The organism is Rhizobium sp. RHZ01 (assembly GCF_014851595.1).
Classification (GTDB): Bacteria; Pseudomonadota; Alphaproteobacteria; order Rhizobiales; family Rhizobiaceae; genus Rhizobium; species Rhizobium altiplani.
On record NZ_JACUZZ010000010.1, the window covers coordinates 49,640 to 65,486 of the forward strand.

The 15,847-nt window shown below is 58.8% G+C and carries 14 protein-coding genes; 7 read left to right on the forward strand and 7 right to left on the reverse strand.

From position 1 onward, the window contains the following. Window positions 1–37 precede the first annotated feature (37 nt). A complete protein-coding gene (locus tag IB248_RS12695; RefSeq protein ID WP_192240967.1) occupies window positions 38–901 on the forward strand; it encodes a Hint domain-containing protein in 864 nt (287 codons plus the stop codon). 155 nt (window positions 902–1,056) lie between these two features. Here the strand turns inward: IB248_RS12695 and IB248_RS12700 are convergent, their stop codons facing one another. Both IB248_RS12700 and IB248_RS12705 read right to left on the reverse strand, forming a co-directional pair. Beyond that, window positions 1,057–2,034, reverse strand: a complete 978-nt coding sequence (locus IB248_RS12700; protein ID WP_192240968.1) for a L,D-transpeptidase — start codon at window positions 2,032–2,034, stop codon at window positions 1,057–1,059. Between the two features lie 97 nt (window positions 2,035–2,131). After that, a complete protein-coding gene (locus IB248_RS12705; RefSeq protein WP_192240969.1) occupies window positions 2,132–2,911 on the reverse strand; it encodes an ATP-binding cassette domain-containing protein in 780 nt (259 codons plus the stop codon). 442 nt (window positions 2,912–3,353) lie between these two features. Here IB248_RS12705 and IB248_RS12710 point away from each other — a divergent pair, with 442 nt between their 5' ends. Continuing rightward, entirely contained in the window at window positions 3,354–3,791 is a 438-nt protein-coding gene (locus tag IB248_RS12710; protein WP_192240970.1) for a hypothetical protein, read from the forward strand. A 105-nt stretch (window positions 3,792–3,896) separates the two neighbouring features. Here IB248_RS12710 and IB248_RS12715 read toward each other — a convergent pair whose 3' ends face one another. Then, a complete protein-coding gene (locus IB248_RS12715; RefSeq protein ID WP_025660249.1) occupies window positions 3,897–4,529 on the reverse strand; it encodes a hypothetical protein in 633 nt (210 codons plus the stop codon). Between the two features lie 495 nt (window positions 4,530–5,024). Between IB248_RS12715 and IB248_RS12720 the strand changes: the two genes are divergently transcribed. Further along, window positions 5,025–6,302 carry a DUF3422 family protein gene (locus IB248_RS12720; protein WP_192240971.1) on the forward strand — a complete coding sequence of 426 codons (1,278 nt, stop codon included), beginning with the start codon at window positions 5,025–5,027 and terminating at the stop codon, window positions 6,300–6,302. Between the two features lie 213 nt (window positions 6,303–6,515). On the opposite strand, the gene IB248_RS12725 is transcribed toward IB248_RS12720, so the two are convergent. From IB248_RS12725 to gabD, 4 genes are all read right to left on the reverse strand, one after another. Beyond that, entirely contained in the window at window positions 6,516–8,057 is a 1,542-nt protein-coding gene (locus tag IB248_RS12725; protein WP_169683242.1) for a SpoVR family protein, read from the reverse strand. Window positions 8,058–8,068: 11 nt separating this feature from the next. Continuing rightward, complete coding sequence (locus tag IB248_RS12730; protein ID WP_169683240.1) at window positions 8,069–9,385, reverse strand: YeaH/YhbH family protein; 1,317 nt, start codon at window positions 9,383–9,385, stop codon at window positions 8,069–8,071. A gap of 25 nt (window positions 9,386–9,410) precedes the next feature. Then, complete coding sequence (locus IB248_RS12735) at window positions 9,411–11,360, reverse strand: PrkA family serine protein kinase (RefSeq protein WP_169683238.1); 1,950 nt, start codon at window positions 11,358–11,360, stop codon at window positions 9,411–9,413. Window positions 11,361–11,765: 405 nt separating this feature from the next. Then, complete coding sequence (gene gabD / locus IB248_RS12740) at window positions 11,766–13,220, reverse strand: NADP-dependent succinate-semialdehyde dehydrogenase (protein WP_192240972.1); 1,455 nt, start codon at window positions 13,218–13,220, stop codon at window positions 11,766–11,768. A gap of 245 nt (window positions 13,221–13,465) precedes the next feature. Between gabD and IB248_RS12745 the strand changes: the two genes are divergently transcribed. From IB248_RS12745 to IB248_RS12760, 4 genes are all read left to right on the forward strand, one after another. Next, complete coding sequence (locus IB248_RS12745) at window positions 13,466–14,158, forward strand: RNA polymerase sigma factor (protein WP_112647620.1); 693 nt, start codon at window positions 13,466–13,468, stop codon at window positions 14,156–14,158. Between the two features lie 88 nt (window positions 14,159–14,246). Continuing rightward, the gene (locus IB248_RS12750) at window positions 14,247–14,771 is read left to right on the forward strand and encodes a DUF4142 domain-containing protein (RefSeq protein WP_192240973.1); all 525 of its coding nucleotides are present in this window, start codon (window positions 14,247–14,249) and stop codon (window positions 14,769–14,771) included. A gap of 11 nt (window positions 14,772–14,782) precedes the next feature. Further along, the gene (locus tag IB248_RS12755) at window positions 14,783–15,100 is read left to right on the forward strand and encodes a plastocyanin/azurin family copper-binding protein (RefSeq protein WP_025660257.1); all 318 of its coding nucleotides are present in this window, start codon (window positions 14,783–14,785) and stop codon (window positions 15,098–15,100) included. Between the two features lie 105 nt (window positions 15,101–15,205). Then, window positions 15,206–15,793, forward strand: coding sequence for a YigZ family protein (locus IB248_RS12760; RefSeq protein WP_192240974.1), 588 nt, complete (start codon window positions 15,206–15,208; stop codon window positions 15,791–15,793). Window positions 15,794–15,847 lie beyond the last annotated feature (54 nt).

Below are 15,847 nucleotides of genomic sequence, written 5' to 3' on the forward strand. Positions count from 1 at the left end.
TTGCGCTGGCATCACTCTTTTTTCAAAGGAAGCCAGCATGTCATCTACCGATGATCGGAAGTTGCCCCTCAATACCGCGCGCAGGCATTTTCTAGGTGTGGCGGCTGCGGCCGGTGCACGTTTCGCGAGCGTTGCAACCATAGCAGCGGCAGTTTCATCGTCTCCTGCGCGTGCAATGGGCCGGCGCTGGGGGCGCGGTCACTCCGGTGGAGGCGGGAACGGCAATTCTGGTGGAAACGCTGGCGGTGGCGGCGGCGCGCAGTGCTTCCTGCGCGGGACGTCGATCCTCACCGATTGTGGCGAAAAGCGTGTTGAGGATCTTCGCATCGGTGATCGCGTGGCGCTTGCGGACGGAGATGCCCGACGGATCAAGTGGGTCGGTCGCCAGGTGTTCAAGAAGAGTGGTGCACGCTGGCAGGAGGGTGTCGTGCCGATCCGGGTCTTGCGCCATGCGCTGGATGATTGCGCGCCACATTCTGATCTCTATCTATCGCCAGGCCATGCACTGTTCCTGAATGGCGTTTTGATCCGGGTGCGTGATCTCGTGAACGGTACGACGATTGCGCCGATCCTTCCTGCCGACGACACGATGATCGAGTACTATGCGGTCTTGCTCGATACCCATGAGGTCGTTCTCGCCGAAGGCGCCGCGGCCGAGACTTTCCACATTTCAAGCGGCAATCACGAAAACTTCTCAAACTTTGCAGAGTACGAGCACCTCTACGCCGCGGAGGGCCGCACTGCAATGACCTCCTATGCCCCGGTTGCCGGCGAGGAAGGCGGTTGGAAGCATTTGAAATCGCTTTTGCTGCTTGGTGCGTCGCGTTTGATCCCGATGCGTGACCCATACGAAGAGGCGTGCGAGAAGATCAACGCCCGCGCCAGGGAATTGTCGAGCTGATACCTTGGACCGTCGCGGGCGCCTGCGGCAAAGGGACAGCAAATAGAGGCCTGGTCGCCGGCCAGTCGTGACGGCTGTCGAACACCTCATCCAGGGACGTCCTGTTTGACAAGAAAGCGCTGAGCCTTGTCAGCAAGACAGCTGACAGGCTCGCGTCAGTCGACAAACTCGACAGTCACGCCTGGTTTTACCATCGCGGCCAATTCCTCGGCGTCCCAGTTGGTCAGGCGGACGCATCCATGTGATCCGATCTTGTCGATAAGGGAGGGTTCCGGTGTGCCGTGAATTCCATACGTCGGCTCTGTCAGATCGATCCAGATGGTTCCAACCGGGCCGTTGGGACCTTTGGGCAGAGTTAGGGGCTTGGTGTTCTTTCCCTGCTGAAAGTTGATTTTCGGATCGTAACTGTATGGCGGCATTCGCGCGACGCCCTTGACCTTGTGGGTTCCTGACGGTGAAGGCGTTTGCCTGCTGCCGATCGTGGCGGGATAAACGGCCAGCAAGGAGCCATCCTTGCCAAAGGCCAGGACTTGCCCAATTCGTCGTCGCACTTCAATCCTCTTGACCATATCTTCTTTCGCGCTGCCGGGCATCGCCACCAGTATTGTCTTTCCGACCGTAAACGGCTTGCCGGCGTTCAGCGCTTTAAGAAGATCGATGTCCATGTGGAACCGCTCGGACAGTTTCTCGGCAACACTTGTGTATCCGAGGTACCTCATCTCGGCTTGCTTGGCGTAGTCTTTGGGAATGCGGTCGACGAGATCTTGTGTGTCTTCCGGGGAGATTACATAGGTCCCGATGACTGGCTGGTCGTCAAGCAGAAGGCGAATGACGGCAGGATCCAGCTTTCCATCGGTCGGGATGCCCCGCATGGCTTCGAGGCCAGCGATCGCCTTGGTGACGTTCTCGCCGTAATGCCCGTCTATCACCCCGGGAGACGACCCCAAGCGATCCAGAAGCACCTGCAGACGTATAACGGCAGGCTCTGGTCGAGGGGAGGCTTTGGCTGGTCGCTCGGTTGGAATGGAGTCGAGCGAGGCACTGTTGATGGTTTCCGCACCAAGTTCCTGGGCGCTTGCGGTGCCAAGCAGGCCCAGGGTCAGCGACACGACGAGAAAGATCGTTGTTTTCATGAGCGTGAAATCTACGACCGGCCAAGTTGTTCCAACGGCTATTACAGATCACTCACTGAGCGGTTCTCGGTCGAAGCCGGATCGCAAGACTACGGCTTTAGAGAACGTAGCTGATCGGATCGTTGCTGACCGGATGCGGAAAGACGCCCATTTCCAGACCGAAGACCGACTTGAGCACATCGGACCTTACGATTTCGGTTGGCGTGCCGTGTGCCGAGATGCGGCCCTTCCTCAAAGCCACGATCTCGTCGCAATAACGGGCGGCCAGATTGATATCGTGGAGGACGACGACGATCGTTAGCCGGCGCTCGTGGCTGAGTTCGCGCAGCAGCGCCAACACGCTGTCCTGGTGTAGCAGATCCAGCGCGGAGGTCGGCTCATCAAGAAGCAGGCACTGTGCATTCTGCGCCAGCATCATGGCGATCCAGGCGCGTTGCCGCTCGCCGCCGGACATGCTTGCGACCGGGCTGTCTGCAAAACGCTCGAGATCGGTTCGCTCTATGGCCTCGTCGACGAGTTTCTGATCGGCGCTGGTGAAACGGCCGAGCGTGCCGTGCCACGGGAATCGGCCAAGCGCCACCAGTTCACGAACCGTCATGAAATCGGTCGCTGGTGTGAACTGCGGCATGTAGGCAACCTGCCGGGCGAAGGGTCTGGCGCCCCAGCGCGAAATCGCCTCGCCTTTCAGCTCGACCCCACCAGAGGTCGGGGCAATCTGTCGGGCTATGATCTTCAGAAGCGTGCTCTTGCCGCTACCGTTCTGCCCAACCAGACCGTAGATGCGTCCGCTCTTCAACGTCAGGTCTATCCCGGAAAGGATGCTCTTTCCTGCCGCGTGATAGGCAATCTGTGACGTTGTAAGGAAGGGTGTCGACATGCGGCTTCTCTTTGCTTGCATCAGATAGCGATCGCGGCTCTGTACGCGCTCGTGCAAAACTTTACCGCTACTGTCAACTTATATATTCTCTGGCGAGCAATTATTTCGAAATGAAGCTTGGCCGCCTTGAGACTGGTTGCCCCGCACGCCGTCTTAAAAAGATTGGCCCTTTCCGTCATTTCGCCAGCAGCGCCCGAAATCGATCTGGTCAAGTTGCGACAACTGACCCTCCTAAGTCTTGCGAGTTGGTCGGAAAAACAGCAGCCTGCCATATACGCTGATCTACCGCAGGCGGCTGGATGCAGTCCGTCGTTCAACTTGTTCCCGACCTGCATAAATCCTTTCGTAGTGATCTTGATTGGGCCTCGCTGTCCCCTAGCTCAATTATTCAGGGCGTACGCGGCAATGGGGCTGCGCAAATTTCAGCCGAATGGAGCCCACCATGAAACATCAGACATTGGAGCAACTGCAGAATATTGCGGATATCGACCAGGCATATCCGCACCGCGTCATGTCGCGAAGCGAGCGTCTCGAGCGCTGGGTGGAGCTTCTCGAGTTGAGCCCGCATCGACGACTGGCTACCCTCTACCAGACCGAACATCAGCCGACGTCAGTGCTGTCGCTCCTGCGTAGCGATAACTCGCCGATCTCGGTCGCCTTTGAGGACCCGATCCTGCGAGCAGCGGGGCTTGAGAACGATACTTATGGCCAGGCCAAGAAGTTCTTCGGTCTAACCGACGGCGAACTGCATAACGTTCTTTGCTACTGCCATTTCGGCGCGACGGTCAGCGCCGCCACAGCCGCCCACTATGTACGCGGTATTCTTGGCGTGGATCGGCCAGGTTTATTCGCCCGTCTGCGGGCACTGTTCACATCCTGACTGGAACGAGACCAGGCGCCATTCGAACACCTGATCACTGCTCCCGTCTTCAAGCCGCCGCTTCGGCGGTCGCCGGCTTGTCGCTTGCGATCGCCAGCTAGCTGATCACTCACCATCCTCGCCAGACAGTCCGGTCTGCTGCTCCAGACTGCTCAGGCAGGCATCGTTATGAGCAAAGCGGAAAATACTATAGACCGCCAGTCCCCAGTCCTCACTTCCAGAAATCGTGACGCTGGCCGACTGGGCATTCTGGAACTTCGTGCTCAGATTGTCCCATTGCTCGAACACCTGCCGCTCCTGAGCGATGACCGCCTGCCGGAACATGCCGTCCTTTCCGAATTTGGACGTGGCGACATGGTCGACCTTCTCGTCTGCGGGCCCGAACTGGGAAGCGAGCAGCGAAGCCGCTTCCTTGTAAACCTGCCGTGTGGTCGTGCCGCGCTGATCATCGTCGATGTAACGGGAAATCGCGACGACGTTGCATATTCCCATGCCGTGGACGTAGGCCAGCACATATTGATCAAAGAGGTCGCTTCCGCCAGGCAGAACGTTGCATGAGTACTGACCTGTCGTATCCGGCTGCTCGCCATTGATCGGTTTGCAGCCGAGCGCTGACGGCAGCGTATCCTGCGAAACGCCGAGCGGCCGGAAGGCAGGTACATTTGTCTCGGACGGTGAAATGGACGCAGTCATAGTTGCGGCAAAAGCCACGGACGCCAGAATATCGATTACGGCCATCGAATCTCTCCCGAGTAAGATCGGGCAATACCACAACAGCAGCCGTCAGAAACCCGATCTGCGCGCCAGGCAGGGTGCCGCAAGTTGACTTTCCACAGCCTTTCGCGTTCAGCACATTCGCGCCGAAGGTTGAAATCCAATGGTCGGGAATTGTTCCATCACGATTCTGTGGCGAGCGGTGCCGCACTGTCCGCATAGGGTGCTATTCAAGCATGAGTTGCTTGCTGGTTGGAGTGGCTGTGGCAAACGGTCGCGCGGACCGATCGTGCTAGACAGGCATATGAGGAGATGCTTGCATGCCGCCAGCTGAGGGGCCGATGTAGGGATAAGATCATGGACATTCGAAATCTTTTTGCGAATGGCAAAAAGAACTTGAACGTGTCAGCGCAGATCAGAGGTGAACCAATCGAGGTTGTTCAGTCGCGCTCCCGGGCTCAGCCGAATCACAGTATCGATAGCGATGAGCGGGAAACACACACCGAAAGGAGCGCACGCATGACGCAAGGAAGCTTTGGCTTTCCGCCTGCGGATCTTCGAGTACGCGCCTTGGGGGAAATTCATGCGCGACCCTATGCGCTCGTTCAGGCACGCCGCGTCATCTTCCAGCTCGCTTTCCTGACGGAGAGTGCCGGTGACAATGACCATGAGATGCTTGCGGATCTTTCCCGATCCAGCGGCGTTGCTCCGCCGACCCGCGAGACCAGCCATCATGCGATAAGCTGGGGCCAGGGCACCTTGCGCTGGGAACGGCACACCGAATTTTCGACCTACTTCTGGGACTGCCCCGCACCAGAGAAGTTCGGCGCCCCGATCGCCGTTCATCCTTTCGGCGACAGCTTCACGCCACCAGGTCCGTTCATATCGGGCATTCGTTTGGAAATACGCCCCGACACGCCCGAGACAGTGCAGGAAATTGCCGTTTTCGATCCGACCAGCCTGTGTCGAAGCGAGCTCAGAAACGGTCAGGCAACGATCCTCACCGATTTCCGCCAGGATGGCGACGGATTGACGAAGTTTCTCGTGATCGATCGCGGCATGTCCGACAGCGCACGCGGTGCGCTGGTCCAGCGGCTTCTCGATATCGAGACCTATCGCACGCTGGCGATGATGGGCCTGCCGCTTGCACAGTCGCTCTCGCCCGAAATCCGCCAGATCGAGTCCGGCCTGACGGCCATTACGCAGCGGATGAAGCTGCATGCACGGGATGAAGCGGACCAGATGCTGTCCGAGATCACGCGCCTTGCGGCCGAACTCGAGGCGAATGCAGCGCTCAGCCTCTATCGGTTCGGGGCAAGCCGCGCCTACTACGAAATCGTTCAGGAGCGCATTCGGGCTCTTGCCGAGACGGCAATACCAGGCAGCGAAACACTCGGCTCATTCCTGGAACGGCGACTGGCACCGGCCATGCGAACCTGTCAGTCGGTCGAGGAGCGCCAGGCGAACCTTTCGCGCAAGCTTGCCCGGGCCACGGCCCTGCTGCGAAGCTGGATCGACGTCGAACTCGAGCGTATCAATACGACGGTGCTGAATTCGATGGATCGCCGGGCGCAACTGCAGCTGCGTTTGCAGCAGACCGTCGAAGGCCTGTCGGTGGCGGCAATCTCTTACTACGTCGTCGGGCTCTTCGGTTATGTGGCAAAGGGTGCGCACAATGTCGGCTTCGAGGTGTCCCCCGAGACGCTGACAGGTCTCTCGGTACCGATCGTGGTTGCCGGCATGTGGCTTGTCGTGCGAAGCATCCGGCGGAGGCATGCCGAAGAGGACAAGCGTTGACGTTTTGCGTCGTAGGCTGCCACTGCCCTGTCAGGGCGCGTCGGCCGGCCAGACGATGCCAGGAAGTCCGTCATGGACGGCACCATGCTTCCCGAGACGCACAAGGGAGCCGTCGTAAAGGAAGTCGGCCAACACGCGTTCGATCCGGAGGGCAAGCGCTTTCATTGACCGTAAGCCGCATGGCTCCCACCGTTCCGCTAATCCCAGCTGGCTTCAGAGTTGCGCCGTCGAACACTCGTAGAGCACCGCACCCGTTCCAGCATCGACACCACTCAGGCTCACGTCGTAACCCCAGAGGTGGCGAATATGGCCGAGCGTGGCATCACGGGTGCTCTCTTCCAGGAGGATGCCATTCTTCACATTATGCTGTAGCCGAAGTTGCCGGTCACCTAGCAAGTCCACGTCGGTAACCTGGATATCGGGCTGTCTGGCCCCGACGTCGTAACTATGGGCAAGCGCCGAGCGGATCCTGGAATAGCCGCGCTCATTATGGATTGCGGATACTTCGCAATAGCTGTCGGTGGCGCGATCGGAGAGCAGGAACAGCCGGAACTTGCGGATCATCGCCGGGCTCAGATATTGGAGCATGAAGGACTCGTCGCGGTGGTTTGCCCAGGCGTCGAGCAGCGTCCCCTGCCAATCGCCGTTGCCGGCAAAGGACGGAAACCAGTCGCGATCTTCCGCCGTCGGTTCCATGCAGATGCGCTCGATATCCTGCATCATCGCGAATCCCAGTGCGTAAGGGTTGATGCCCGGGAAGCGCGAATCATCGAAGGCCGGTTGAAAAACGACGTTGGAGTGGCTTTTCAGCAATTCCAGCATCGCCCCTTCGCTGATCCGGCCCTGATCGAAGAGGCGGTTGATGATCGTGTAGTGAACGAAGGTCGCGCAGCCCTCGTTCATCACCTTGGTTTGGCGCTGTGGATAGAAATATTGCGCAATGACGCGCACGATCCGGAGAAGTTCGCGCTGCCATGGATCGAGGATGAGGCTGTGCTTTTCCAGGAAGTAGAGCAGGTTCTCCTCCGGAAGATTGAGAACCTTCTTGCGTTCGGACGCGTCGCGTTCGGCCTCTTCCGGATTGCGGTTTTCCGTTGCCAGCGGCAGCGTGCGCCACAGATCGCTGTAGGTCTGCTCTTCATATTCCAATCGCTCTCGGGCGCGTTCTCTGACTTTTTCGGAGGAAAGGCGGGGCGGGCGGCGGTAGCGGAAGACGCCCTGGTCCATCAGGGCGTGCGCTGAATCGAGGATCGCCTCGACGGCGCTCAATCCATGCCGCTCCTCGCACTTGGCGATGTATTTCTTGGCGAAGTCCATATAACTCAGGATGGAGCCGGCGTCCGTCCACTGGCGGAACAAGTAGTTGTTCTTGAAAAAATGATTGTGGCCGAAGGCTGCATGCGCGGTCACCAACGCCTGCATCGCCATGGTGTTTTCTTCCATGAGATAGGTGATGCAGGGGTTGGAGTTGATGACCAACTCGTAGGCGAGGCCGCGCTGTCCCTTCCGATACAAGTGATCCTCGAAGATGAAGCGCTTGCCGAAGGACCAGTGCTGATACATCAGCGGCATGCCAACCGACGAATAGGCATCGAGCATCTGCTCGGAGGAAATGATCTCCAACTGGTTGGGATAGACGTCCAGTCCCATCTCATCGAGCGCAACGGTCTCTATCGCATCGTAGGCGCGCGAAAGGGTGGTGAAATTCCAGTCGGAACCATCAAACAGCAGGCCTGAACTCGAACGTCTCGCCATTCGGTCGTCCCTTACTTACGCGTGCGCATGGCAGGCTGTCGGGTAAAGAGCTTGCGGAACACGGGGTAGATATCTGCCGGTCTGGAGATCCGCGTCATCTGGAAGTTAGGCACTTCGCCGTCGACCGTGCGATAGGCGCGCCACAGCGACGTGCCGTTGTCGGTCGCTCCAAAGATTTCGGTTTCACGCTCGTCGATGATCTCGACATAGGCATAATATTGGCACAGGCGCATCAGGTGGTCGCGAAGCAGCGCCGCACACCGTTCCGAATCTCCACTGATGTTGTCGCCGTCGGACGCTTGAGCGGCGTAGATGTTCCACAGATGTGCCGGATAGCGTTCCTCGATGACACGAAGCATTTCCTCGAGGGCAGTGGAAACGACCGTGCCGCCGCTCTGCTTGCTGTAGAAGAACGTCTCCTCGTCGACCTCGCGCGCCTCGTCGGTATGACGGATGAAAACGATATCGATCCGCTCGTAACGGCGGGTCAGGAAGAGGTGGAGCAGTACGAAGAAGCGTTTCGCGAGGTCCTTTTCGCGTTCGCCCATCGAGGCCGAGACGTCCATCAGGCAGAACATCACCGCGCTGGCATTGGGAAGCGGCTGGCGCTCGAAACGGTTGAAGCGAATATCAACCGGATCGACATAGGAGATGCGTCGGCGCCTGCGTTCCAATTGCTCGAGCTCCTCGCGCAATGCCTGCAGGCGCCGCCGCTCCTGTGCCGACAGGTTCGGTTCGGCCTCCAAGATGGCGATCTGATCTGCAATCGCCTTCACCGCCGCTTCGCTCGGGCGTTGCAGCGCGATCCGGCGGCCGAAGCTATTGCGCATCGTCCGCCCGACATTGATGTTCGTGGGGGTGCCGGCCGTGCTGAAGCCGACGCGGTGAGGCTTGTAGGTCACCGTCTCCTTCAGGTTCAACTTGACCATGTCGGGCAGTTCCAGATCCTCGAAGAAAAGGTCGAGAACCTCGTCGCGGGACAGGATGAACTGAAAGTCATCCTCGCTCTCGCCGCGGCCGGCGCCCTTGCCACTTCCGCCGGCACCGCCTTGCGGTCGCGAGAGCTTGTCGCCCGCCATATACTCCTTGTTTCCGGGCAGAATATACTCGCGCGCACCACTACCGGAGGCAGGCTGAAAAGTCGGCTCGCCGGCGCCGCGTTTCGGCATCGGAACGCCATGGGCGGCGTCCACGTCGGCAATCCTATCCGATTTGACCTGCTCCTTGATCGCCCGTTTGAGTTCTTCCCGGGCTCGCTTCAGGAAACGCTGCCGGTTGCCGAGGCTCTTATCCTTCGGGTTGAGCCGGCGGTCGATAAAATTCGCCATCTGCCATTCCCCCGGTTCGGCATCGTCAGCCGGCCTTGTTGACCCGCATATACCAATCGACGAGCCGCCGGACCTGGCGAACGGTGTAGCCGCGTTCCGTCATGCGCTCGACGAATTCCGCGTGCTGCTTTTCTGTTGAGCTGTCCTTCTTGGAGCCAAAGCTGATGACGGGCAGGAGGTCTTCGACCTGGCCAAACATGCGCTTCTCGATCACTTCGCGAAGCTTTTCATAGCTCGTCCAGGACGGGTTGCGCCCATGGTTCTTGGCGCGGGCGCGCAGCGTGAATTTCACAACTTCATTTCGGAAGTCCTTGGGGTTGGCAATGCCCGCCGGCTTCTCGATTTGCGACAACTCGCTGTCGAGAATTTCGCGGTTGAGGATCTGGCCTGTGTCGTAGTCCTTGAAGTCCTGGTCTTCCAGCCAGGCATCGGCGTAGGAGATGTACCGGTCGAACAGGTTTTGTCCATATTCGCTGTAGGATTCCAGATAGGCTTTCTGGATTTCATGACCGATGAATTCGGCATAGCGTGCTGCAAGCTCGGACTTGATGAAATCCAGGTAGCGCGCTTCGGTTTCCTTCGGGAACTGTTCGCGCCGAATTGCCTGCTCCATGATGTACATCAGGTGTACCGGGTCGGCAGCGACCTCCTTTGTATCGTAGTTGAAGGTTTCCGACAGCACCTTGAAGGCAAAACGCGTGCTGACGCCTGTCATGCCCTCATCCACACCGGCGGCGTCACGATACTCCTGCACCGACTTGGCCTTGGGATCGGTGTCCTTCAGATTCTCGCCGTCGTAGACGCGCATCTTCGTGTAGAGCGGCGAATTTTCATGAACATGGAGGCGTGTCGCAACGGTGAACCGGCTAAGATTCTCGAGCACTTCAGGGGCACACGGGCTCTTTGCCAGCTCGCTTTCGCGAAGCAGCTTTTCATAGATTTGCCGCTCCTCGGTGACCCTCAGGCAATAGGGAACCTTGACCACGAGAATGCGGTCGAGGAATGCCTCGTTGTTCTTGTTGTTCTTGAATTGCAGCCACTCGGACTCGTTCGAGTGAGCAACGACAATGCCCTGGAAGGGGAAGGCGCCGAAGTTCTCCGTACCGTTATAGCTGCCCTCCTGGGTGGCGGTCAGCAGGGGATGCAGCACCTTGATAGGCGCCTTGAACATTTCGACGAACTCAAGAAGCCCCTGCGTCGTTCTGTTCAGCCCGCCACTGTAGGAGTAGGCATCAGGATCGGCCTGACTGAAGTTTTCAAGTTGACGGATGTCCACTTTGCCGACGAGTGCGGACACGTCCTGATTGTTTTCGTCACCCGGCTCGGTCTTCGCAATTGCAATTTGTCGCAGACGCGAGGGCGTCAGTTTGACCACGCTGAATTTCGAAATATCGCCGCCGATCTCGTCGAGCCGTTTCGTCGCCCAGGGCGAGATAAGGCCCGTCAGCCTTCGCGGCGCAATCCCGTACTTGTCTTCCAAGAGACCCGCCATCCGTTCGGGGTGGAACAGGCCGAGAGGGGATTCGAAGACGGGGCTGATCTTGCCATTGACCGCCAAAGTATAGATCGGGCGCTGCTCCATCAGTCTCTTGAGGCGCTCGGCGAGCGACGATTTGCCGCCTCCCACAGGACCGAGCAGATAGAGGATCTGCTTTCGCTCCTCGAGACCTTGCGCGGCGTATCTGAAGTAGCCGACAATCCGCTCGATTGTATCTTCCATTCCATAGAAGTCGGCGAAGGACGGGTAAATCTTGACTGTGCGGTTGGCGAAAATCCGCCCTAGCCGCTCATCGGCGCTCGTATCGATTAATGTCGGCTCGCCGATCGCTTCGACCATTCGCTCTTGCGCGGTCGCATAAAGGCTTTTGTCATCACGGCAGGCTAGCAGGTATTCCTGTAGACTTAGTTCTTCTTGCGCGGCGCTTGTGTAAATCTCCGAGAAAAGATCAAAGACGTCACTTTCACCTTTTTGCATGATGCTCTCCCGCGGCCGGTCGGTTGAGGCGGGATTGCCGCCCCGTCGGCGCGCTCATTGAGACAACGGCACAAACTAGCATTCGTTCCTTCAAATACTTACAGGAATTCGAATTTGGCTCGAGTAGGCCATGTAGCATCTCATCGTCTCCATTCTTGCGCCAGATTGCGACTCAAATGTTGAACTGTGCTGATTGCTAATATGGCACGAAAGACGTGCAATAACCATGGCTAAGGTAATCACGCTATCGCTATGAACAGCGCATTTCATCCCGAGCCAATGCTATGCCGGCGAACAAAATCGCAGCGCTGAGCGATCATGCGCCGGTGGACGGCTGCTCCAGAACCCGTGCCGTCCATGGCGAAGGAGCGGTAAAGGAAATTGCGAGCTGGCGCCCGTCGGGCGCTAGCTGATCCCGCCGAGGCAGACATATTTAATTTCCATAAATTCTTCGATCCCGTATTTGGAACCCTCACGACCAAGGCCGGAGAGTTTGACGCCGCCGAAGGGAGCTTCCGCCGTCGAGATCAATCCTGTGTTGACACCAACCATGCCGTATTCGAGGGCCTCGGCGACGCGGAAAACGCGAGCGAGATCCTTCGCATAGAAGTACGAGGCCAGGCCAAACTCGGTATCGTTTGCCTGCTGGATGACATCAGCCTCATCCTTGAAGCGGAACAGCGGCGCCACCGGCCCGAAGGTTTCCTCGCGGGCAACGGCCATCTCCCTCGTGACATTTGAAAGCACGGTCGCCTCGTAGAAAGTGCCGCCGAGCACGTGGCGCCTTCCGCCCTGTACGACGCTCGCACCCTTGGCGAGCGCATCGGCAACGTGTTCCTCGACCTTCTCCAGCGCTGGCTGGTCGATCAGCGGTCCCAGAATGACACCCTCGTCGAAGCCATTGCCGGTCTTCAATTTGCCGACGGCTGCCGCAAGCTTCTGTGAGAAAGCATCATAGACACCTTCCTGCACGTATAACCGGTTTGCGCACACGCAAGTCTGGCCATTGTTGCGGAACTTGGCGATCAGCGCACCTTCGACGGCTGCATCAAGATCAGCGTCGTCGAAGACGATGAAGGGTGCATTGCCGCCGAGTTCCAGGCCAAGTTTCTTGATTGTCGGAGCACTCTGCTTGTAGAGCTCGGCGCCGATTTCCGTGGAACCGGTAAAGGTCAATTTGCGGACGATCGGATTGGCGGTCATTTCGGCGCCAATCTCGCGTGCCGAGCCGGTGACAACCGAAAACAGGCCCTTCGGAAGCCCGGCGCGTTCCGCAAGCACGGCAATCGCAATGGCCGAGAAGGGCGTCTGGCTGGCCGGCTTCAGCACCATGGCGCAACCGGCAGCAAAGGCAGGCCCCGCTTTTCGCGTGATCATGGCGTTCGGGAAATTCCAGGGGGTGATCGCGGCAACCACGCCGATCGGCTGCTTCATCACCATGATGCGCTTGTCGGGTTGGTGGCCGGGAACCAGATCGCCATAGACCCGCCGCCCTTCCTCCGCGAACCATTCGACGAAGCTTGCGCCATAGACGATCTCGCCGATCGCTTCGGCAACCGGTTTGCCCTGTTCAAGCGTCAGGATACGGCCGAGATCGTCCTTGTTTTCGATCATTAGCTCGAACCATTTGCGAAGAAGGCCCGAGCGTTCCTTGGCGGTGCGCGCCGCCCAGCCCTTTTGGGCGACGCGTGCCGCCTCGATCGCGGCTTTTGTCTCGGGCGCTCCCAGCTTGGGCACGCGGCCGATGATCTCACCGGTCGCCGGATTGTTGACTTCGATCGCATTCGCCGGATCGGCCTCGATCCATCGGTCGCCGATCAGGGCTGCCTGCCGAAAGAGTGTGGGGTCCTTGAGGTTCATGTTGTCCATCCCATCGAGAAATTGTGCCGTTCCGCATCTCCGCGGCCGCCTCGGCCAAGCCTTACGACAATGTCGCCATCCTCTTCCGCCCTGTCAAACGCGTTGTGGTAAAAGGGTCGCCCAGTGCCGAGGCGCAATCTCGAAAATGGTTGGAGGTTTCCAACACCGGCGTGCAATTTTCGGGAACCTTTGCCGTCGAGCTCCATCTATATCAATGCCAAGGCGGTGACATGAAAGAGGTGACGATGTCGCAGATTCAAGCAGATGGGGCCGAAGCACTCGATACGCTCGCCGATGTCGAGCTGGCGCGCCGCGCGGTCGCCCGCGATCGCCACGCTTTTCGCGCGATCATGAAGGCTCACAATCAGAGGCTCTACCGTCTGGCAAGAAGCATTGTTCGCAATGACAGCGAGGCGGAGGACGTTGTTCAGGAGGCCTATGTGCTCGGATTTGCGCATCTCGATCGTTTCCGAGGAGAGTCCTCGCTCGGGACCTGGCTTTCGCGCATCGTAATCAACGAAGCTCTTGGACGTCTGCGCAAGAAACGGCGGGCGGCGGGCGTCGCGCGTTCTGCCGACGAAAACAGCGGAGCAATGATCCTCCGATTTCCTGTCGACAACACCGGCGATCCGGAGCGCACCATGGCACAGCGGCAAATTCTGCAATTGGTCGAGCAGGCGACCGACGCCCTGCCGGATATCTACCGAACCGTCTTTGTCGCAAGAGTGATCGAGGGGCTGAATGTGGATGAGACCGCGGCGTTGCTCGGCCTGCGGGCCGAGACCGTCAAGAGCCGGCTTCATCGCGCCAGGCGCCTGGTAAGGGAGCGCCTCGACGAGCAGATCGGTCCCGTGCTCCTTTCCGCATTTCCCTTCGCGGGCCGTCGTTGCGAACGCCTGACGACGGCGGTGATGAGCCGTCTCGGTTTTCTCGACTGATTGCGGGAACCTTCCCGTCGGGCTGACATCCAATGTCTGTTCCAGAAAACAATGCCCGGCCTCGCCGGTTCGGGCGAAGGAGGTTCCTATGCAGACTCGACAGATTGCGACCCTGACCGCGCTTTGCCTGTTCGGACTTGCGCCATCCGCATGGGCAGCGGACAAGCCGACGGACCCGCAGATCGCGCATATCGCCTATACGGCCGGCACTATCGATATCGAGGCCGCAAAACTTGCGATCTCGAAATCCAAGAACAAGGACGTTGTTGCCTTCGCGGAGGACATGGTGCGAGACCATGAGGCCGTGAACAAGCAGGCTCTTGCACTGGTCAAGAAGCTCAAGGTTACGCCGGAGGACAATGAAACGAGCAAGACGTTGACCAGGGCTGCAACCGATGAGCGAACAAAACTTGCCAAACTCAGCGGAGCGAGCTTCGACAAGGCCTATGTCGACAACGAAGTCGCCTACCACAAGCAGGTCAATGGCGCGCTCGAGACGCTATTGATCCCGTCGGCGAGCAACGCGGAGCTCAAGGAGTTGCTCCAAACCGGCCTCAAGGTCTTCCGGGGCCATCAGCAGCATGCCGAGCATGTCGCTGGCGAGCTTAAATAGGAGATACCAGCATGCTGAGACGGCATCTGTGGATCGTTGCGGTATCTGCGTTGACCATCGGTGTCGTTCCGGTGCGGGCGGAAACAGTCACTGTAACAATCGAAAAGATGATGTTTTCGCCCGCTGAGATCAGCGCAAGGCCAGGCGACACGATCGAATGGATCAACAAGGATATTCTTGCCCATACGGCGACCGTGAAGGGTGACTGGGAGGTGGTCATTCCTCCCGGGAAATCCGCAAGTGCCGTGCTGAAGGCGACCACGTCGGTCGACTACTATTGTCGCTTTCATCCGAACATGAAGGGTCGTATCTCGATACCCTCTCAATAGTGAGGCTGCGCGGCGCTGCGTGGAGACACCCTCCGCCGCCATATCCGACCATCGGCGGATAGAATCCGTCTTCGCTCGGCGTTCGCGCTGTCCTATAGAGCTTTCATGTATTCGCTGGAACGCCCTGTAGCCCTCGAGCAAATCGTGAAGAAGAGCCGGTTTCTGGCGATTGGTGTTCCGATCGCCAGCGAGCTCGACGCGAAGGAGGCGCTTGCCGTACGCAGCCATGGCGATGCCAACCATAATTGTTGGGCCTGGCGCATCGGCCAGACCTACCGTTTCAGCGATGACGGCGAGCCAAGCGGAACAGCAGGAAAACCCATACTGCAGGCGATCGATGGCCAATCACTCGACAAGGTCATTGTCATCGTGACGCGCTGGTTCGGAGGTGTGCTTCTTGGCACCGGCGGTTTGATCCGCGCCTATGGCGGTACGGCGGCCGCCTGCCTCCGGTCCGGCGAACTCATCGAACTCGTTCCAACTTTGGAAGGAACGATCCGCGCCGGATTTTCCGACCTTGCGATCCTCAGGGCAAGGCTCGCCGCCTTCGAGGGGGTGCACGTCCTCAGCGAGGCTTTCTTCGAGGCTGGCGCGGAGATCGCGGTGAGCTTTCCGCAAGCACGGTCGGACGAGATTGCCCGTTTGATTGCCGACACCACAAGTGGACGCAGCGCGCTCGCCCTCAAACAATAGGGCGAGCGCGAGCCTTCAGGTCAGCATCGCTAAGCGCTCGAGCAAGCAATGCGG

Excerpts from the sequence above, each read along its gene's own strand:
- IB248_RS12715 (WP_025660249.1), bottom strand. The coding sequence starts at position 4,529 with ATGGCCGTAATCGATATTCTGGCGTCCGTGGCTTTTGCCGCAACTATG.
- IB248_RS12760 (WP_192240974.1), top strand. The coding sequence starts at position 15,206 with ATGTATTCGCTGGAACGCCCTGTAGCCCTCGAGCAAATCGTGAAGAAG.
- IB248_RS12735 (WP_169683238.1), bottom strand. The coding sequence starts at position 11,360 with ATGCAAAAAGGTGAAAGTGACGTCTTTGATCTTTTCTCGGAGATTTAC.
- IB248_RS12700 (WP_192240968.1), bottom strand. The coding sequence starts at position 2,034 with ATGAAAACAACGATCTTTCTCGTCGTGTCGCTGACCCTGGGCCTGCTT.
- IB248_RS12730 (WP_169683240.1), bottom strand. The coding sequence starts at position 9,385 with ATGGCGAATTTTATCGACCGCCGGCTCAACCCGAAGGATAAGAGCCTC.
- IB248_RS12720 (WP_192240971.1), top strand. The coding sequence starts at position 5,025 with ATGACGCAAGGAAGCTTTGGCTTTCCGCCTGCGGATCTTCGAGTACGC.
- IB248_RS12745 (WP_112647620.1), top strand. The coding sequence starts at position 13,466 with ATGTCGCAGATTCAAGCAGATGGGGCCGAAGCACTCGATACGCTCGCC.
- IB248_RS12710 (WP_192240970.1), top strand. The coding sequence starts at position 3,354 with ATGAAACATCAGACATTGGAGCAACTGCAGAATATTGCGGATATCGAC.
- gabD (WP_192240972.1), bottom strand. The coding sequence starts at position 13,220 with ATGAACCTCAAGGACCCCACACTCTTTCGGCAGGCAGCCCTGATCGGC.
- IB248_RS12755 (WP_025660257.1), top strand. The coding sequence starts at position 14,783 with ATGCTGAGACGGCATCTGTGGATCGTTGCGGTATCTGCGTTGACCATC.
- IB248_RS12750 (WP_192240973.1), top strand. The coding sequence starts at position 14,247 with ATGCAGACTCGACAGATTGCGACCCTGACCGCGCTTTGCCTGTTCGGA.
- IB248_RS12705 (WP_192240969.1), bottom strand. The coding sequence starts at position 2,911 with ATGTCGACACCCTTCCTTACAACGTCACAGATTGCCTATCACGCGGCA.
- IB248_RS12695 (WP_192240967.1), top strand. The coding sequence starts at position 38 with ATGTCATCTACCGATGATCGGAAGTTGCCCCTCAATACCGCGCGCAGG.
- IB248_RS12725 (WP_169683242.1), bottom strand. The coding sequence starts at position 8,057 with ATGGCGAGACGTTCGAGTTCAGGCCTGCTGTTTGATGGTTCCGACTGG.